General features: G+C 64.7%; 19 protein-coding genes. 5 read left to right on the forward strand and 14 right to left on the reverse strand.

Translation table 11 applies throughout. From position 1 onward, the window contains the following. Positions 1 to 11: 11 nt before the first annotated feature. Positions 12 to 911, reverse strand: a complete 900-nt coding sequence (locus LQR33_RS14885; protein WP_166440141.1) for a LysR family transcriptional regulator — start codon at positions 909 to 911, stop codon at positions 12 to 14. 177 nt (positions 912 to 1,088) lie between these two features. On the opposite strand from LQR33_RS14885, the gene LQR33_RS14890 reads away from it, so the two are divergent. Next, positions 1,089 to 1,256, forward strand: coding sequence for a hypothetical protein (locus LQR33_RS14890; RefSeq protein ID WP_166440142.1), 168 nt, complete (start codon positions 1,089 to 1,091; stop codon positions 1,254 to 1,256). A gap of 67 nt (positions 1,257 to 1,323) precedes the next feature. Here LQR33_RS14890 and LQR33_RS14895 read toward each other — a convergent pair whose 3' ends face one another. The 4 genes from LQR33_RS14895 to LQR33_RS14910 form a co-directional block, all read right to left on the reverse strand. Beyond that, positions 1,324 to 1,833 (reverse strand): GNAT family N-acetyltransferase, encoded by a 510-nt coding sequence (locus LQR33_RS14895; RefSeq protein WP_166440143.1) that lies wholly within the window; start codon positions 1,831 to 1,833, stop codon positions 1,324 to 1,326. Further along, positions 1,830 to 2,339, reverse strand: coding sequence for a GNAT family N-acetyltransferase (locus tag LQR33_RS14900; protein ID WP_221663590.1), 510 nt, complete (start codon positions 2,337 to 2,339; stop codon positions 1,830 to 1,832). Before LQR33_RS14900 ends, LQR33_RS14895 begins: the two co-directional genes overlap by 4 nt. After that, positions 2,336 to 2,851, reverse strand: coding sequence for a GNAT family N-acetyltransferase (locus LQR33_RS14905; RefSeq protein ID WP_166440145.1), 516 nt, complete (start codon positions 2,849 to 2,851; stop codon positions 2,336 to 2,338). Before LQR33_RS14905 ends, LQR33_RS14900 begins: the two co-directional genes overlap by 4 nt. A 116-nt stretch (positions 2,852 to 2,967) precedes the next feature. Beyond that, positions 2,968 to 3,711, reverse strand: coding sequence for a helix-turn-helix transcriptional regulator (locus tag LQR33_RS14910; RefSeq protein ID WP_231177227.1), 744 nt, complete (start codon positions 3,709 to 3,711; stop codon positions 2,968 to 2,970). A gap of 95 nt (positions 3,712 to 3,806) precedes the next feature. Here LQR33_RS14910 and LQR33_RS14915 point away from each other — a divergent pair, with 95 nt between their 5' ends. Both LQR33_RS14915 and LQR33_RS14920 read left to right on the forward strand, forming a co-directional pair. Beyond that, positions 3,807 to 4,136, forward strand: coding sequence for a DUF7709 family protein (locus LQR33_RS14915; RefSeq protein WP_231177229.1), 330 nt, complete (start codon positions 3,807 to 3,809; stop codon positions 4,134 to 4,136). A gap of 77 nt (positions 4,137 to 4,213) precedes the next feature. After that, positions 4,214 to 4,765 (forward strand): hydrolase, encoded by a 552-nt coding sequence (locus tag LQR33_RS14920; RefSeq protein ID WP_166440148.1) that lies wholly within the window; start codon positions 4,214 to 4,216, stop codon positions 4,763 to 4,765. A 93-nt stretch (positions 4,766 to 4,858) separates the two neighbouring features. Here LQR33_RS14920 and LQR33_RS14925 read toward each other — a convergent pair whose 3' ends face one another. Next, the gene (locus LQR33_RS14925) at positions 4,859 to 6,274 is read right to left on the reverse strand and encodes an alanine/glycine:cation symporter family protein (RefSeq protein ID WP_021476660.1); all 1,416 of its coding nucleotides are present in this window, start codon (positions 6,272 to 6,274) and stop codon (positions 4,859 to 4,861) included. A 426-nt stretch (positions 6,275 to 6,700) separates the two neighbouring features. On the opposite strand from LQR33_RS14925, the gene LQR33_RS14930 reads away from it, so the two are divergent. Continuing rightward, positions 6,701 to 7,429 carry a substrate-binding periplasmic protein gene (locus LQR33_RS14930; protein ID WP_221667253.1) on the forward strand — a complete coding sequence of 243 codons (729 nt, stop codon included), beginning with the start codon at positions 6,701 to 6,703 and terminating at the stop codon, positions 7,427 to 7,429. A gap of 3 nt (positions 7,430 to 7,432) precedes the next feature. On the opposite strand, the gene ugpQ is transcribed toward LQR33_RS14930, so the two are convergent. From ugpQ to LQR33_RS14970, 8 genes are all read right to left on the reverse strand, one after another. Beyond that, positions 7,433 to 8,185, reverse strand: a complete 753-nt coding sequence (ugpQ, locus tag LQR33_RS14935; protein ID WP_231469560.1) for a glycerophosphodiester phosphodiesterase — start codon at positions 8,183 to 8,185, stop codon at positions 7,433 to 7,435. Then, positions 8,148 to 9,260 carry a sn-glycerol-3-phosphate import ATP-binding protein UgpC gene (locus LQR33_RS14940; protein ID WP_231469562.1) on the reverse strand — a complete coding sequence of 371 codons (1,113 nt, stop codon included), beginning with the start codon at positions 9,258 to 9,260 and terminating at the stop codon, positions 8,148 to 8,150. Before LQR33_RS14940 ends, ugpQ begins: the two co-directional genes overlap by 38 nt. Positions 9,261 to 9,273: 13 nt before the next feature. Beyond that, positions 9,274 to 10,113: a sn-glycerol-3-phosphate ABC transporter permease UgpE gene (gene ugpE, locus LQR33_RS14945; protein WP_166440152.1), complete on the reverse strand. Its 840-nt coding sequence runs from the start codon at positions 10,111 to 10,113 to the stop codon at positions 9,274 to 9,276. Next, positions 10,113 to 10,994, reverse strand: coding sequence for a sn-glycerol-3-phosphate ABC transporter permease UgpA (gene ugpA, locus LQR33_RS14950; RefSeq protein ID WP_166440153.1), 882 nt, complete (start codon positions 10,992 to 10,994; stop codon positions 10,113 to 10,115). The genes ugpE and ugpA overlap by 1 nt, the downstream gene beginning before the upstream one ends. A 57-nt stretch (positions 10,995 to 11,051) precedes the next feature. Continuing rightward, a complete protein-coding gene (ugpB, locus tag LQR33_RS14955) occupies positions 11,052 to 12,380 on the reverse strand; it encodes a sn-glycerol-3-phosphate ABC transporter substrate-binding protein UgpB (protein WP_231469564.1) in 1,329 nt (442 codons plus the stop codon). A 177-nt stretch (positions 12,381 to 12,557) separates the two neighbouring features. Continuing rightward, positions 12,558 to 13,568, reverse strand: a complete 1,011-nt coding sequence (locus LQR33_RS14960; protein ID WP_166440155.1) for a cytochrome d ubiquinol oxidase subunit II — start codon at positions 13,566 to 13,568, stop codon at positions 12,558 to 12,560. After that, positions 13,565 to 14,911 carry a cytochrome ubiquinol oxidase subunit I gene (locus LQR33_RS14965; RefSeq protein ID WP_166440156.1) on the reverse strand — a complete coding sequence of 449 codons (1,347 nt, stop codon included), beginning with the start codon at positions 14,909 to 14,911 and terminating at the stop codon, positions 13,565 to 13,567. Before LQR33_RS14965 ends, LQR33_RS14960 begins: the two co-directional genes overlap by 4 nt. Continuing rightward, positions 14,908 to 15,483, reverse strand: coding sequence for a GbsR/MarR family transcriptional regulator (locus tag LQR33_RS14970; RefSeq protein ID WP_021476669.1), 576 nt, complete (start codon positions 15,481 to 15,483; stop codon positions 14,908 to 14,910). Before LQR33_RS14970 ends, LQR33_RS14965 begins: the two co-directional genes overlap by 4 nt. Positions 15,484 to 16,231: 748 nt before the next feature. Between LQR33_RS14970 and LQR33_RS14975 the strand changes: the two genes are divergently transcribed. Beyond that, entirely contained in the window at positions 16,232 to 16,561 is a 330-nt protein-coding gene (locus LQR33_RS14975; protein WP_104947942.1) for a DUF2322 family protein, read from the forward strand. Position 16,562 lies beyond the last annotated feature (1 nt).

Genomic DNA, 16,562 nt, shown 5'->3' on the forward strand with positions numbered 1-16,562 from the left:
CGGCGGCATGATCAGATATAAAGCTCGCCCCGCTCCACCGCCAACTCCAGCCGCTGGATGAACCACTGCATCGCCCTCCCCGGCTGTTCCTGCTTCCAAGCGAAGCACATCGGCGGGAAGCTTCCGCTTTCCTCCTCAGCCTTCTCCACCAGCTCGCCGCTGTCCAGATGGGCTAGCACGTGAGAACGCGGCAGGTGGCCGGTGCCCAGTCCCGCGACGATGGCTTTCAATTTAGCCTGGCTGCTGTGCACGGTCAGCACCTGCTGCCCTTCCAGCAGGCCGCCAGTCCGCGCCGGCAGCCGGCGCGAGGTATCGCCCACCGCCACCGCGCGGTAGCGGCGCAGCGCATGCGGCGGCACCGGCTCCGGCTCGTTCGCCAGCGGATGGCTGGCCGCGGCCACCAGCACGAAATCGTAGTCGCCGATGTCGCGGGTGAAGTAATCCCCCGGCGGCGGCTGGTTGGGCGCGCCGATCACCAGGTCGGCGCGGTCGTCGTACAACGCATCCCATATGCCGCCAAAGCTTTCACGGATGAAATGCAGCCGGGTGTCCGACTGCAATCGGTCGAAATCGGCGATGGACGGCAGCAGCTGCTCGAAACCGACCAGATCTCCGACCACGATGCGCAGCCGGTCTTCCCAGCCCTGTGCCTGCTTGCTGACCCTGAGCTCCAGCTGCCGCGCCGCGTCCAGCAGGTGGCGGCCATCCTTCAGCAGCCGCTCGCCGGCCGGCGTCAGCCGGGCGCGGTGGCCGCTGCGGTCGTAGATGGCCACGCCCAGGCCCTGCTCCAGCTTCTGCACGGTATATGTCAGCGCCGAAGGCACTTTGAACAAGGCCTCGGCCGCCGCGGCGAAGCTGCCGTGCTGTTCGATCGCATCCAGCACCTGCAACGCTTCCAGAGTCAGTTTCATTCGCACACCTAATTCAATTTTTTTGAATACTTTGTTCGGTTCTTTTCGATTTTATCGTGGAAGCGTCCGCAATAGAATGGTCTCCGTAACAAGAAGCCAGCAACACCCCAAATTGGACATCAATATTTTTGATGCATAAGCAAATGCTGGCGATCCACACACTGAAAGGAAACCACCATGCTGAAGCAAACCGCCATCGCCGCCCTGTCCCTGATCCTGCTGTCCGGCGCCGCCATCGCCGGCGAAGGCAACGACAATATGAAAGCCATGCGCGACCGCATGGATGCCCAGCTGCAAGGCCAGTCCCAACAGCAAGTGCAACAACAGGCTCCGGCCCAGAAGTAATCGCCGCCTGCCGGCAAGAAAAAAGCGCCGCGGACCAAAAGGTCTGCGGCGCTTTTTTTATTTCAGTTCAGGCTCGGTCGCCTCGCAAGCGGCCCATCAGCAAGGCATCGTGATAGGCGCCGTTGCGGAACGAGTGCGCGCGCATCCTCGCCTCCTCGACGAAGCCGAAACGGCGGTACAAGGCTTGCGCCGGCAGGTTGTCGGGATAGACCGTCAGCTCAATCCGTTCCAGGCCGATCCAGTTGTCGGCCAGGTCCAGCAAGGCCGCCATCAGCAGCTTGCCGACGCCCCGCCCCTGCCAATCGCGGTGGACGTTGATGCCGAGCCCGGCGATATGGGCCAGCCTTTGCTCGTCGAAACGCCACAGCCCGGCGCTCGCTACCACCTTGCCGCCCGCCGTTTCACACACCAACTGGCAGCGGCCCGCGCCCAGCATTTTTCCCATTCTCGACGCCATGGCGGCTCCGGACGGAAAAGGCAGTTGTAAGGTATTGCCGTATACCGAGGCGTCGGCGGCCAGCTCGCGCAGATCGGCCGCGTCGTCCGGCTCCAGGTGGCGGATGCGGAATTCGCTCATCGCGCCCGCTCCCCTCGCAAGCGCGCCATCGCCAGCACGTCGTGGTAGGCGCCGTCGCGCAGCGCGTAGGCGCGCATCCTGGCTTCCTCGACGAAACCGAACTTGCGGTACAGACTCTGGGCGCGGGCATTGTCGGCGAACACCGTCAGCTCAATGCGGCGCAGGCCCAGCCAGTCGTCTGCCTGCTCCAGCGCCGCAGCCATCAGCAACGAGCCTATGCCCTGGCCATGCAGGCCGGCGTCGACGCCGATGCCGAGCTCCGCCGCGCGCAGCAGGCGCTCGCGGCCCAGCGGTATCAGTCCGGCCCAGCCCCGCGCCCTGCCGTCTCCGTCGACCGCCACCAGCACGACCCTGCCATGCTCGTTTTTTTGCAGCCACTCGCGCCGCTTGCTCAAAGATGGCCAGGGCAGGCCCAGCAGGGTACCGAACACGGCCGGGTCGCTGAACATCGCGTTCAAGGCCTCGGCGTCGGACGGTTCCGCATGGCGGATTCGATAGTCGCTCATGCCTCAGCCCTCCGCGGCCAGTTCAGGCGGCCCATCACCAGCACATCCTCCAGCTTGCCGGCGCGCAGCTGCTCCTGGCGCAGCCGACCCTCGTACTCGAAGCCGAACTTCTCGTACAGGGCGATGGCGCGGGCATTGTCGTGAATCACCTTCAACTCGATGCGGATCAAGCCCAGCCAGTTGTCGGCCAGATCGGTGACGGCGCGCATCAAGGCCCCGCCCACGCCCTTGCCCTGCCAGTCGTCGCGCACAATCAGGAACAGGTCGGCGCTGTGGCGCACCCGCATGCCTTCGTTGACTATCAGTCCGGCCGAGCCGACCACCTCACCATCGGCACAGGCCACCAGATGATGGATATTGGCCGGCCGCTCGTTCAGCTGCTTTTCGGTGACAGACAGGGGCTGGTGCGGCAACTGCAAAGTATCAGGATAAACGCCCGGCGCGGTCTTGATGCGGTGGATGGCGGCGGCGTCGGACGGTTCGACGGAACGGATCAGGTAAGACTGGGACATGATGGTCTCCTGGGAGCCATGGCGGACAGGCTCTGAGTTGATGGGCGCAGGCGGGATCGTCGCCAGGCCCGGCAGATCATCATGCCAAATAACTATTGTGCATTGCAATATAATTTTTATGCAGACAAGTAACGCCCCGGCGTCTCCCCAAAGCATCGGCGGAAAGCGACGATGAAGGCGCTGCTGCCGGCATAGCCCAGCTCCGCCGCGCAGTAGCTGACCGACCGCCCCTCGGCCAGCAGCGCCCTGGCCCGCAGCATGCGCAGCCGCTCGCGCCATTCGGCCACCCCCATGCCGGTTTCGGCGCGGAAGTGGCGGATCAAGCTGCGCCGCGACATGCCGATGCGGCCAGCCCAGCGTTCCAGATCCCAATCCAGAGACGGCTCATCCAGCAAGGCTCCCGCCAGCTTGCGCAGCGCCGGATGGCGCGGCCAGGCCAGGCTGGCAGGATAGGGCTCGGCGCAGGCCAGTTCGTCCGCCAGCACGCTGATCAACCGCCGGGCGGCGTCCGCGCCAGCCTGCGCCGGCCAGGCGCCCAGCCGCTGGAACACGCCCTGCAGCAGCGGCGAAGCCCGCCACACGCGCAGCTCCGCCGGCAGATCCGGCAGCCAGGCGGCATCCAATTGCAGGCTCCAGCCGCGCAACTCGCCATGGTAATGCGCGCCATGCGGCATGCCCGGCGGAATCCAGCCGACGCAGCCGCCGGGCAGCAAGATGCGCCGGCCATCCGCCTCCAGCTCCAGCGCGCCTTCGCTGGCCCACGCCAGTTGCCCCTCGGCGTGGACGTGGCGCGCGGTATGGTCGCCGACGCCGCGCCGCAACGCCGCCACCGTCAGTCCCGGCAGAATGGCTCGCTCCATATTGGCCCTTTACAGATATCTATTGGCACTATATGGAAAGCAGGCCAATCCCGCCAGCGCGATACTGGGCGCTCATTCCACGCAAGGAGTTGGCCATGAAACACGTACAACACACCGAAGCCCTGTCCGCGATCAACCGCAAAGTCATCGCCGACGGCGAGACGCTGCCGGCGGTGAAGCTTCGTGACGGCAGCACGGTGCAAACCGGCACTGTCGCGACCATGCTGCTCAACATAGCCGCCTACAACCAGGGCGAGCGCGGCGAAGTGGAGCGCCAGCTGGAACTGGCGGTGCCGACGCTGTTCAAGGTGGGCCTGTTCGATCTGTTCCCGCCCGAAGAATGGATCCGGGCGGGCAATCCCGGCCGCCAGCTGGTCGGCGAAATGGCCAGCCGCTGGCAGGCTGGCCAATCGAAAAACACATAGGCATATTTCCGCGCCGCCCCAGCCCCTCGCCTCCGTTTTGGCGTTAAGCTGTAGCCTCGAATCGATAGGAGCGGAACATGCTGATGCAAAGACAGGAAGCCGGCCTCTTGGTAGTGGATATCCAGGACAAGCTGTTGCCGGCGGTGCACGATGCGGAGGGGCTGCTGGCGCGCAGCCGCTGGCTGATAGGCGTAGCGCGCGACCACGGCCTGCCCATTGTGTTTTCCGAGCAATACCCGCGCGGCCTGGGCGGCACGCTGGCCGCGCTGCGGGAGGCGGCGCCCGACGCGCAGACAGTCGACAAGCTGCATTTCTCCTGCGTGGCGGCCGACTGCCTGCCGCCGGCATTGACGGAAAAGAAGCAGATCATCGTCTGCGGCATGGAGGCGCACGTCTGCGTGCTGCAGACCGTGCTGCAGTTGCTGGCCGTCGGCAAGCGGGTCTTCGTCGTCGCCGACGCGATCTCCAGCCGCAAGCCCGCCGACATCGAATTGGCAACGACGCGGATGCGCGCGGCCGGCGCGGTCATCGTCAGCCGCGAGATGGTGCTGTTCGAGCTGCTTGAGAAATCGGGCGGCGACCACTTCAAGGCGATGAGCCAACGCTACCTGCTGGGCGATCAACCCTAACGTCTGCTCGCGGTCTTTCGAACGGCCCTAAACGCAAAAGCCCGCCGGAAACGGCGGGCTTGCTCATGGAAAGCGCGGATCGCGCCAGCGGGCTTACCAGATGCCCTTTTCCACCTTGGCGGCCAGTTCCGGATACTTGTCCGCCTTGAACTCGGGCGCGGCGACCCCGGCCTTCAACTGGCGCTGGTAATCGCCCAGCACGGTGAAGAAGTAGCGCGACAGCAGCACGATGGCCACTAGGTTGATCAGCGCCATCAGGCCCATCGCCAGGTCGGCCATGTCCCACACCAGCGGCAGGCTGGCCAGCGCGCCGAACAGCACCATGGCCAGCACCACCAGGCGGAAGCCCAGCAGCGCGCGCTTGTTGCTGCGGATGAACTCGACATTGCCCTCGGCGTAGGCGTAGTTGCCCAGGATGGACGAGAACGCGAACAGGAACATCGCCACCGCCAGGAAGGACACGCCTATCGGACCGAACTGCGACTCGACGGCCTTCTGCGTCAGCGCCACGCCGCTCAAGCCCTGATCGTGCACGCCGGACAGCAGGATGATGGCCGCGGTGGCGGTGCATACCACCATGGTATCGATGAAGACGCCGAACATCTGGATCGCGCCCTGGCTGGCAGGATGCTTGGAAGTGGCGGTCGCGGCGGCATTCGGCGCCGAGCCCATGCCGGCCTCGTTGGAGAACAGGCCGCGCTTGATGCCCAGCATCATCGCTTGGCTGACCGCGTAGCCGGCCACGCCGCCGGCGGCCTGCTCCAGGCCCAGCGCGCTCTTGACGATCAGCACCACCAGGCCCGGCAGCTCCGCCGCGTGGATGGCCAGCACGTAGAAGGCCATCAGCAGATAGATCAGCGCCATCACCGGCACCAGCCATTCCGCCACCCGCGCCACCGAGCGCACGCCGCCGAAGATCACCGGCGCGGTCAGCAGCACCAGGCCGACGCCCACCGCGTAGCGGTTCCAGCCCCAGGCGCCTTCGGTCGCGGCGACGATGGAGTTGGCCTGCACCGCGTTGAACACCAGGCCGAAAGCCAGGATCAGGCACAGCGCGAACAGCACGCCCAGCCAGCGCAGGCCCAGGCCTTTCTGGATGTAATAGGCGGGGCCGCCGCGGAAGGTGTCGTCATGGTGGCTGGTCTTGAACAGCTGGGCCAGCGTCGACTCCACGAAGGCGCTGGACATGCCAAGCAAGGCGGTCAGCCACATCCAGAACACCGCGCCGGGTCCGCCGGCGGCGATGGCGATGGCGACGCCGGCGATGTTGCCGGTGCCCACCCGGCTGGCGAGGCCGGTGGCGAAGGCCTGGAACGGCGAGATGTCATTCTTGCTGACATGGCCGCCGCGGCCGCCCATCATTTCGCGCCAGCCGCGCGAGAACAGCCTCAGCTGCAGCAGGCCGGAACGCAGCGAGAAATACAGGCCCACCGCCAACAGCAGGGCGATCAGCACCTTGCCCCACAGCACGTCGTTGACGGCATTGATCAAAGAATGAAGCAACTCCATGGTTTTCCTTGTTGTCCTGAGCGTATCGGCGTCCCCGGCGCGAAGCCGCGGGACAATCTCCCGGTCTGACGCCGGGTGAAATCATTGCGAGCGGCCGCAGGGCCCCCGTTTCATGCTGCGCCTAACAAAATAGTAAGGATAGGCAGGCCGGCGGAGGGCCGCGCGCGGAATGGCTCGAGTGGGGGGAAAGTCACACTGGCAGGGATGTCAGCCGCATCATTCCGCCCTGGGCGGGCTGGAATGCGCAAAAATCTAGCAATAAAGTTCCCATGCTGACAATCAAAAATAAGTAAACGAATTGCAAACAGACTGTCTGAAAAATGTATTCAGGGGAACGCTTGGCCGCCCTATCCAAATGCTAAGCTGAAGCATTCGGCCCGAATCCGGCCATCCGGATGGCCCGCCGACACAGGAATCGAGGCTCGGATGAAGTCCCTGCTCTGGTGCGTGTTGCTATTGGCCGCCGCGGCCGCCCTGGCCGCCGACAAGCCGCCCTGGCGGCTGGCGGCGGACGCCAATTTCGAGCCATACAGCTATCTGTCCGACGATATGGAGCCCCAAGGGCTGGACGTGGAGCTGGTCAGCGCGGTGATGCGCGAAACCGGCCAGCCCTTTCGCATCAGCCTGCTGCCCTGGGAGCGGGTGAAACAGCAACTGGCGCTGAAGGAGGCCGATGCCGGCTTTGTGTTCACCGGCACCGCGGAGCGCCGCGCGCAGTACGATCTGGCCGGCCCGCTGCGCAAGGGCCAGACCGTATTCGTCGCCATGAAGCGCAACCCGCTGCCGGATTGGCGCGGCCTGGACGATCTCAAGCCCTATGTGATCGGCCAGGTGCGCGGCTACAGCTACGACACCGAATTCGACAAGGCCCCGCTCACCCGAGACGACCACGCCGGCTCGCCGCGCCAGCTGGTGGCGATGCTGCTGGCCGGCCGGGTGGACGTCATCGTGGGCGACAAGGTGCAGCTGATGTACTTCGTTCAGGAACAAAAGGCGGCCGGCCTGGTGAAAGTGCTGCCCAGGCCGCTGGTGGAGATGCCGCGCTACGTCGCCTTCGCCAAGGGCGATCCGCGCGCGCGGCAATTCGAAGCGGCGCTGAAACGGCTGCAGCAGAGCGGCGCGCTGCAGCCGATATTCCAGCGCTGGGCGCAGTGAGCGCTAGCCGCGCGCCGGCAGCAGGTCCAGCCTATCGGTGCACAGGCTGTCCACGCCCCAGGCCAGCAGGCGGCGGGCATCGGCCGGATCGTTGACCGTGTAGCACAACAGCTGGTAGCCGGCGGCCTTGATGTCGCGGGCCAGCGCCTCGGTCAGGGTCTTGTGGTCGCAATGCAGCGCCACGCAATCCAGTTCCGCCAGAATGGCGCGCCAGTCGGCCGGGATTTCCTCGCACAAAAAGGCGCGCGGCAGCGCCGGCTCGGCGGCCTGGGCCGCGCGCAGCGCGTCGATCTCGAACGAGGACAATAGCGGCGGCGCCGACGCGCCGGCCCACAGCCGCGCGGCCTCTTGCGCCACCAGTCGGCCGGTTTCCTCGAAACGCCCCGGGCAGGGCTTGATCTCGATGTTCAGCAGCATGCTCTGCGCCCGACAGTAGGCCGCCACATTGGCCAGCGTCGGCAGCGCCTCGCCGGCGAAAGCCGCGCCCTTCCAGCCGCCGGCGTCCAGCAGCGACAGCTCGGCCATGGTCTTGGCCCGGGCAGCACCCTTGCCGTTGCTGGTGCGGTCCACGGTGTCGTCGTGCAGCAGGAAGCAGACGTTGTCGGCCGACAGCTTCACGTCGCATTCGGCGGCGCGGTAGCCGTAGCGAATGCCCTCGCGGAAGCCGGCTACGGTGTTTTCCGGCGCCAGCGTGCCGCCGCCGCGGTGGGCGACAAACTCAGGATACGGCCAGGCTTGCTTGGGATGCTGCGGCATGCTCGATTCTCCTCTGTGTTTCCGCGTCGAACAGGTGCAGCGATTCGGCGCGCACCGTCACTTCCAGCCGACTGCCCGGCTCCGGCCGATGGCCGTGGGCCAGCCGCGCCACCACGTTCTGCCCGGCCAACAGGCCATAGACGTAATTGTCGGCGCCCAGCATCTCCACGCTGTCCACCCGAAGGCTCAGCGCCTGGCCGCCCTCGCCTGCCATCCGCAAATGCTCCGGCCGGATGCCAACCTTCAGTCTGCGGCCGGCCAGCGCCGGGTTGGCCGCCGGCAGAGGCAGCGACACGCCGTCGCCAAACAGCAGCCGCTCGCCGCGCTCGTCCGCCTGCGCGTCGAACAGATTCATCCCCGGCGAGCCCATGAAGGCGGCGACGAAGGTGGTGGCCGGCCGGTCGTAGATATCGTCCGGCGCGCCTATCTGCTCGATATGGCCCTTGTTCAGCACGATCACGCGGTCGGCCAGCGTCATCGCCTCCACCTGATCGTGGGTGACGTACAGGCTGGTGGTGGCCAGCCGGCGATGCAGGCGCTGGATTTCCAGCCGCATCTGGCCGCGCAGCTTGGCGTCCAGATTGGATAGCGGCTCGTCGAACAGGAACACCGCCGGCTCTCGCACGATGGCGCGGCCCATCGCCACGCGCTGGCGCTGGCCGCCGGACAGCTCGCGCGGCTTGCGCTGCAACAGCTGCTCCAGCTCCAGCACCGCCGCCACCTTCAGCACCCGCTCCATCACCTCGGCCTTTTTCAGACCCTTGAGCTTGAGCGCGTAACCCATGTTTTCCGCCACCGTCATGTGCGGATACAACGCGTAATTCTGGAACACCATCGCGATGTCGCGGTCCTTGGGCTCCAATTGGTTGACCAGCCGCTCGCCGATGCGGATCTCGCCGTCCTCGGTGCTCTCCAGCCCGGCCACCATCCGCAGCAGCGTGGACTTGCCGCAACCGGACGGGCCGACGATGACCACGAACTCGCCGTCGCAGATCTCCACCGAAATCTCTTCCAGCACCCGGCGCTCGGCGCCGGGATAGCGCTTGGCGATATTCTTCAGACTCAGTTTTGCCATTTGGCGCTCTTTCTCATTTCTCGTTGTCCACCAGGCCCTTGACGAACCAGCGCTGCATGCCGATCACCACCAGCAGCGGCGGCAGCAGGGTCAGCAACGCGGACGCCATCACCAGGTGCCACTGCACCGCGCCCTCGCCCAGCATGCCCTTGATCGCGATCACCGAGGTGGACATCGCCGGATCATGAGTGACCAAGAGCGGCCACAGATACTGGTTCCAGCCGTAGATGAAGGTGATCACGAACAAGGCCGCGATATTGGTGCGCGACAAGGGCAGCACCACGTCGATTAGGAAGCGGATCGGCCCCGCGCCATCCACCCGCGACGCCTCCATCAATTCCTTGGGCAGCGTCATGAAGAACTGCCGCAGCAGGAAGGTGGCGGTGGCGGATGCAATCAAGGGCAGCGTCAGGCCGGTATAACTGTTGATCAGCCCCATCTTGGTCACCACTTCCACCGTCGGGAAGATGCGCACCTCCACCGGCAGCATCAGCGTGGCGAAGATCAACGCGAAGCCGGTCTTGCGGAACGGGAAGCGGAAATAAACGATGGCGTAAGCCGACAGGAAGGAAATGACGATCTTGCCGACGGCGATCAGCATCGCCATCACAAAGCTGTTCCACAAGGTGGTGGCCAGCGGCACCGCCAGCCCGCCGCTGCCGTTCCACAGCACGGTGGAAAGATTGGCCCACAGCTGACTGCCGGGCAGCAGCGACAGCGGCACTCGCGTCACCTGATCGGCGTCCTGGCTGGCCGCGGCGAACATCAAATACAAGGGGAAAGCCACCACCAGCATGCCCGCGATCAGCATCGCGTGGCAGAACAGGTCCAGCCCTTTGCGGTTCTCCACCATCAGTACTGCACCTTTCTTTCCACGTAACGGAACTGGATCAGCGTCAACAGGCCGACCACCGCCATCAGCACCACCGACTGCGCGGCCGAGCTGCCCAGGTCCAGGCCCTTGAAGCCTTCCAGGTACACCTTGAGGATCATGGTCTCGGTGGACTTGCCCGGCCCTCCGCCGGTGGCCGCGTCTATCACCGCAAAGGTATCGAAGAAGGCGTACACCAAGTTGACCACCAGCAGGAAGAAGCTGGTCGGCGACAGCAGCGGAAACACCAGGTCGCGGAAGCGGCGCAAGGGGCCGGCGCCGTCTATCGCCGCGGCCTCGATCAAGGACGCCGGTATCGCCTGCAGGCCGGCGTAGAAGAACAGGAAGTTGTAGCTGATCTGCTTCCAGGCCGAGGCCAGCACCACCAGCAGCAGCGCCTGGCCGCCGTTGAGCGCGTGGTTCCACTCGTAGCCGGCCTCGCGCAGCAGGTAGCTGATCCAGCCCAGGCTGGGGTTGAACAGGAACAGCCACAGCACCGCTACCACCGACGGCGCGATCGCGTACGGCGCGATCAGCACCGTCTGGTAGATGCGGCGGCCGCGCGTGATCTGGTTGGCCATCACCGCCAGGATCAGCGCGCTGCAGGTGCCCAGCAAGGTCACCAGCGCGCTGAACAGCAGCGTGGTCTGGATGGTGCCCAGATACAGCGGGTCATGAAACAGCAGACTGAAATTGGCCAGGCCGACGAACTGGCTGTCCAGGCCGAACGGGTCCTGCTGCTGCACCGACTGCCACAAGGCCTCCAGCGCCGGCCACAGGAAAAAGATCAAGGTGATCGCCAGCTGCGGCGCCATCAAGGCGAAGCCCAGCCAACGATTGGAAAAATGAATGCGATTCTGCATGCGTGGACTCTATCGAGAAAAACGGGCGGCCTCGCGGCGCGCCCGTTTCCGGAGGGATCAGTTGGCGGTTTTCTCGAAACGGCGCAGCAGCTCGTTGCCGCGCGAGGCCGCGCTGTCCAGCGCCTGCTTGGCGGTCTTCTTGCCGGTCCACACCTCCTCCAGCTCCTCATCCATCACGGTGCGGATCTGCGGCATATAGCCCAGGCGCAGGCCGCGGGTGTAGGACTTGGGCGGCTTGTTCTGCATCTGGCGGGTGGCGATGTCCGCGCCCGGATTCTTGTCGTAGAAGCCCTGCTTGCGCGACAGCTCATAGGCGGCGTTCACCACCGGTAGGTAGCCGGTGTCCTGGTGCCACTTGGCCATCACTTCCGGCGAGGTCAGCATCTTGAAGAATCGGGCCACGCCCTTGTACTCGGCCTGAGACTTGCCGGCCATCACCCACAGGCTGGCGCCGCCGATCAAGGCGTTTTGCGGCGCGCCCTTCACCGCCGGGTCGTAGGGCATCATGCCCATGCCGAAGTTGAACTTGGCGTTCTTACGGATATTGGCCAGCGAACCGGAGCTGCCGGTCATGATGCCGCACTCGCCGCTGTAGAACTTCAGCGTGGCCTCGTCCTTGCGGCCGGCATAGCTGAAGGTGCCGTCCTTGGCCATCTTGGCCAGGAATTCGATGTGCTTGACCTGGACCGGTCCGTTGAACTGCAGCGTGGCATTGCTGCCGCCGAAGCCGTTGTCCTGGCTGGCGAACGGCAGGCTGTGCCAGGCGCTGAAGTTCTCCAGCTGCACCCAGCCCTGCCAGCCGGTGCTGTAGCCGCAGCGCATGCCGGAAGCCTTCAGCTTGGCGGCGGCGGCAGCCAGTTCCGGCCAGGTCTTGGGCGGCGCGTCCGGCAGGCCGGCCTTCTTGAACGCGTCCTTGTTGTAGTACAGCACCGGGGTGGAGCTGTTGAACGGCAAGGACAGCAGATGGCCGGTCTTGGCGTCGCTGTAGTAGCTAGCCACCGCCGGGATGAAGGCTTTCTCGTCCAGCTTTTCGCCTGCGTCGGCCATCACTTGGTATACCGGCTTCACCGCCTTCTTGGCCTGGATCATGGTGGCGGTGCCCACCTCGAACACCTGGACGACGGCGGGCGCGTTGCCGCTGCGGTAGGCGGCGATGGCCGCGGCCAGAGACTCGTCGTACTGGCCCTTGTACACCGGCACCACCTTGTAGTCCTTCTGGCTGGCGTTGAACTGGGCGGCGATGGCGTTGACGCGGTCGCCCAGCGAGCCTTCCATCGAATGCCAGAACTGGATTTCGGTGGCGGCCTGCGCCGGCAGGGACAGGGCCAGCGTCAGCGGCGCGAGCGCGGCGGCGCGGCGTAAGGTGGGGGACAGGGCTCGGGACATCGGCTTCTCCATTTATCGTTATGGCGGCTGGCATTCACGCGGCGGATTGTGGCCGGGCAAAATGACAGTATCGTTACGATAATATGACATTAAATTTGCATCAAGACGCAAAAATGGAATGAAGCCGCAAAAAAAGCGCGCCATGCAGGCGCGCTTTTTTGTTTTTCCTTCGCTTTCTTACTGATAGCTGAGCTTGTCGGCCTTGCCCCAGAACACCCGGTAGGCGAAGGCGGTGTAGCCGATGATGCAGGGCAGCACCACGATGGCGCCCCACAGTATCACCCATAGCGCCTCCGGATCGGCCGCCGCCTGCCAGATGGTCATCTTGCCCAGCACCACCTCGGGAAACACGCTGTAAGTCAGGCCCCAGAACGACAGCAGCACGATGCCGACGCTGGCGGCGAACGGCAGCCAGCAGAAGCTGTCGTTGCCGGCGGCCTGGCGACGGGCCAGCCTGGGCAGGCAGGCGATCAGCAGCACGAACAGCGCCAGCGTGCCCAGCGGCAGCGGCAGCAACAGCAGGAATTGCGGCAGCGCGAACCACTTGGCGGCGATGGCCGGATTGGCCAGCGGCGTCACCAGCGACACCGCCACCACCGCGGTGCCGGCGCCGTACAGGCTCAGTTGCGCCCAGCGTATCGCCTTGGCCTGCAAGCCGCCATGAGTCTTCATCACCAGCCAGCAAGCGCCGAGCAGCGCGTAGGCCAGCGCCAGACCGATGCCCACCACCAGCGAGAACAGCCAGGAAGTGGAGCTGTCGGCGAAGCCGGTCAGATAGCGGCCCAGCATCACGCCCTGGGCCAGCGCCGCCAGCATCGAGCCGCCGGCGAAGGCCGCGTTCCACCACGGCTTGTGCGGGTCCTGCGCCTTGACGCGGAAGTCGAAAGCCACGCCGCGCAGGATCAGCCCCACCAGCATCGCCAGCACCGGCAGATACAGCGCGCCGAACACCACGCCGTGCGCCAGCGGGAAGGCCACCAGCAGCAGTCCCGCGCCCAGCACCAGCCAGGTTTCGTTGGCGTCCCAGAACGGCCCGATGGACGCGATCATCAGATCCTTTTCCTCGTCGCTGGCCAGCGGCAGCAGGATGCCGACACCGAGGTCGAAGCCGTCCAGCACCACGTACACCAGCATCGCCAGCGCCATCAGCCCGGCGAATACCGCCGGCAGGTAATAAGCCTCGCTCATGCCAGTTTCTCCTTCAGTTGGGCGGCGGCCGCCAGTTCAGGCGCGCCGGCCTTGCGCGCCAGGTGGAACAGCACCGAGATATAGGCCACCAGCAACAGCGCGTACAAGGTCAGATAGGTGCCCAGCGAGGTGAACAGCATCGGCGCGGTGGCCGCCCCCGCCGCCTGCGCGGTGGTGAGGATGCCGGTCACCAGCCAGGGCTGGCGGCCGATCTCGGTGACGAACCAGCCGGCCAGCGTGGCGATCCAGCCAGAAAAGGTCATCGCCACCAACAGGCGCGCCAGCTTGGGGTTCAGTTCACCGCGCTTCTTCAGCTGCCAGGCGGCCAGCCACGACGCCAGCAGCATCAGCCCGCCCATCGCCACCATCACGCGGAAGCTCCAGAACACCTTGGCCACCGGCGGATGCTGCTCGAACTCGTTCAAGCCCTTGATCTCGCCGCCCCACTGGTGGGTGAGGATCAGGCTGCCCAGCTGCGGCACGCCGATGGCGTAATCGTTGCTGCGGGTTTCGGCGTTGGGCAGCGCGAACAGCAGCAGCGGCACGTCCTTCTCGGTATGCCAGATGCCCTCTATCGCCGCCAGCTTGGCCGGCTGGTGCTTCAGCGTGTTGAGGCCATGCATGTCGCCGACGAACATCTGCAGCGGGATCAGCAGCGCCGCCAGGAACACGCCGGTCTTCAAAGCCGCCATCATGCCGCGGCCGCGCTCGCCGCGCAGGTAGCGGTAGGCGGACAGGCCGGCGATCAGGAAGGCCACCGTCAGGCCGGAGGCCAGCAACATGTGGGTCAGCCGGTACGGCATGGACGGGTTGAAGATCACCTCCCACCAGCTGAGCACATGGGCGCGGCCGTCGCGCATCACATGGCCGGTCGGCGTCTGCATCCAGGAATTGAGCGCGATGATCCAGAAAGCCGACAGCGTGTTGCCGCCCGCCACCAGCAAGGTGGACAGCGTATGCACCTTCTCCGGCACCCGGCTACGCCCGAACAGCATGATGCCGAGGAAACCCGCCTCCAGAAAAAAGGCGGTCAGAATTTCATAGGCCAGCAGCGGGCCGGCGATATTGCCCACCGTCTGCATATAGCCCGGCCAGTTGGTGCCGAACTGGAAGCTCATCGTCACGCCGGACACCACGCCCAGCGCGAACGACAGCGCGAAGATCTTCACCCAGAAACCGTAGGCATCCATCCAGCCCTGATCGCCGGTCTGGCGGAAACGCACTTTGAAGAACAGCAGCACCCAGGCCATCGCGATATTGATGGTGGGAAACAGGATGTGAAAGCTGATATTGGTGGCGAACTGGATGCGCGCCAGCGTGACGGGATCGATTTCAGTCATCATTCGGCGTGCTCCCGATCATGATCGCGGTTGCCCAAGCGGGACAGGGATTGGGTGAACTGCAGCACCTTCTGCACCTGCGAGCCCAGCTTCATCAGCCGCTGCAGGGTTTCCACGTCCATGTGCTGGATGTCGGAGAACCAAGTGGTGACCAGTTCGATCAGCTGGTACATCTCCTTCATCCTGGCCTGCGCGTGCTGCTCTGCCTCGCTGGCCGGGCTTTCCATTATCGCGCCGCGCAGCATGGTCAGCGTCGGCTCCACTTCGCGCTTCTTGCGCTCCTCGGCCAGGGTCTTGAAGATCAGCCACACGTCTTCCGGCGTGGAGAAGTATTCGCGGCGGTCGCCGGGAAAGTGCTGCAGCTTGACCAGCCGCCACGACTGCAGCTCCTTCAACCCCATGCTGACATTGGAGCGGGAACAGCCTATCGCCTCGCCGATCTCGTCGGCGTTCAGCGGTTTTTCCGATACGTACAACAAGGCGTAGATCTGGCCGACGGTGCGGTTGATGCCCCAGCGGCTGCCCATCTCGCCGAAGTGCAGCACGAAGGCCTGCACCAGAGGTGGAATATTCATGACATTCTCAACTTTCAGGAATTTCTGAAACTTTGATATGAATCATAGTTGCCGAAGATAGTTCGGGTCAAGATGAACAAAGTCTGATCTGCAGGCTTGACCGCAAGCCAACGTCATGATGAAGGCCGCAAAAAAGGCCATGCATGGCATGGCCTTGATCGTGAAAACCCGCGCTTTGATGCCATAGGCAACACGCTGCACCCGCGTTTCAGTGGCAGGCCGCGCGCGCCGGCGCGGCTTGATTGGCGGCGCTTCGCTGCCCGTCCGCCCTACTCCCGATAGCTCTCCTCGCCTTGCCGGATGCCCGCATCGCAAACAGCGCGCCGCCGTGCCATCCTTCGAACAGGTTTCGACAATGTCAGCCGCCGGCGCAAACCGGAGCCGCTAAAATGAATCGGGGTTGTCGAAGCTTACCTCTTCGACAACCCCGTTCAAGGGCGGCTTTGCCGCTCTCATCCTCCCCTTTGCAGACTGGCGCGCGGGCCTCCCGACCCTGCTCACAGCTCCAGATGCATAAAGCAAACAGCGTGCCAGCCCGCACTGCGTTTGAAAACATCGTTTCAAACAAACATATCAAGGTCTTGCGTCAAAAAATGGCACCATTACAGTGCAATGCCGATTGAAAACGCACCAATATGAAACATTCGTTAACACTTGCTGTCAGTTTAATGAATGCATTCTACTAGAACTGTCATCTTTAGCCCTTATCCTAGACGGACAGGCAACACACATAACAAGGAGAATGACCATGACCCCGTTCCAGGACCTGCTGCAAACCCTGCCAGCCACCGACGGCATCGAAGCCATCGTCTTGCTCAACCCGGAAGGCGAAGCGATGCACCGGCTGGAAAACCTGCCCGGCACCGCCGGCTCACTGCGCGTCTACCACGCGCTGGTCAAACGCCACGGCCACATCGACCGCAAGGCCGCGCGCGAGGGGCTGGAGCTGTTCGCCGAACACACCGCCTCCGCCCGCGCCCATCCCGGCAGCCATCCCAATATCGACCGACTGCTGGCCATCGCCGAACAAGGCGCGCCCGGCTTGCGCGCCCGCGTAGTGCTGAAGGCCGAAGACTGAG

The organism is Chromobacterium piscinae, from assembly GCF_021129175.1.
GTDB classification, from domain to species: domain Bacteria; phylum Pseudomonadota; class Gammaproteobacteria; order Burkholderiales; family Chromobacteriaceae; genus Chromobacterium; species Chromobacterium piscinae.

Excerpts from the sequence above, each read along its gene's own strand:
- LQR33_RS14920 (WP_166440148.1), top strand. The coding sequence starts at position 4,214 with ATGCTGATGCAAAGACAGGAAGCCGGCCTCTTGGTAGTGGATATCCAG.
- LQR33_RS14895 (WP_166440143.1), bottom strand. The coding sequence starts at position 1,833 with ATGAGCGAATTCCGCATCCGCCACCTGGAGCCGGACGACGCGGCCGAT.
- LQR33_RS14940 (WP_231469562.1), bottom strand. The coding sequence starts at position 9,260 with ATGGCAAAACTGAGTCTGAAGAATATCGCCAAGCGCTATCCCGGCGCC.
- LQR33_RS14885 (WP_166440141.1), bottom strand. The coding sequence starts at position 911 with ATGAAACTGACTCTGGAAGCGTTGCAGGTGCTGGATGCGATCGAACAG.
- LQR33_RS14910 (WP_231177227.1), bottom strand. The coding sequence starts at position 3,711 with ATGGAGCGAGCCATTCTGCCGGGACTGACGGTGGCGGCGTTGCGGCGC.
- ugpE (WP_166440152.1), bottom strand. The coding sequence starts at position 10,113 with ATGGTGGAGAACCGCAAAGGGCTGGACCTGTTCTGCCACGCGATGCTG.
- LQR33_RS14930 (WP_221667253.1), top strand. The coding sequence starts at position 6,701 with ATGAAGTCCCTGCTCTGGTGCGTGTTGCTATTGGCCGCCGCGGCCGCC.
- LQR33_RS14970 (WP_021476669.1), bottom strand. The coding sequence starts at position 15,483 with ATGAATATTCCACCTCTGGTGCAGGCCTTCGTGCTGCACTTCGGCGAG.
- ugpA (WP_166440153.1), bottom strand. The coding sequence starts at position 10,994 with ATGCAGAATCGCATTCATTTTTCCAATCGTTGGCTGGGCTTCGCCTTG.
- LQR33_RS14915 (WP_231177229.1), top strand. The coding sequence starts at position 3,807 with ATGAAACACGTACAACACACCGAAGCCCTGTCCGCGATCAACCGCAAA.
- LQR33_RS14900 (WP_221663590.1), bottom strand. The coding sequence starts at position 2,339 with ATGAGCGACTATCGAATCCGCCATGCGGAACCGTCCGACGCCGAGGCC.
- LQR33_RS14975 (WP_104947942.1), top strand. The coding sequence starts at position 16,232 with ATGACCCCGTTCCAGGACCTGCTGCAAACCCTGCCAGCCACCGACGGC.
- LQR33_RS14960 (WP_166440155.1), bottom strand. The coding sequence starts at position 13,568 with ATGAGCGAGGCTTATTACCTGCCGGCGGTATTCGCCGGGCTGATGGCG.
- ugpQ (WP_231469560.1), bottom strand. The coding sequence starts at position 8,185 with ATGCCGCAGCATCCCAAGCAAGCCTGGCCGTATCCTGAGTTTGTCGCC.
- LQR33_RS14905 (WP_166440145.1), bottom strand. The coding sequence starts at position 2,851 with ATGTCCCAGTCTTACCTGATCCGTTCCGTCGAACCGTCCGACGCCGCC.
- LQR33_RS14965 (WP_166440156.1), bottom strand. The coding sequence starts at position 14,911 with ATGATGACTGAAATCGATCCCGTCACGCTGGCGCGCATCCAGTTCGCC.
- LQR33_RS14890 (WP_166440142.1), top strand. The coding sequence starts at position 1,089 with ATGCTGAAGCAAACCGCCATCGCCGCCCTGTCCCTGATCCTGCTGTCC.
- LQR33_RS14925 (WP_021476660.1), bottom strand. The coding sequence starts at position 6,274 with ATGGAGTTGCTTCATTCTTTGATCAATGCCGTCAACGACGTGCTGTGG.
- ugpB (WP_231469564.1), bottom strand. The coding sequence starts at position 12,380 with ATGTCCCGAGCCCTGTCCCCCACCTTACGCCGCGCCGCCGCGCTCGCG.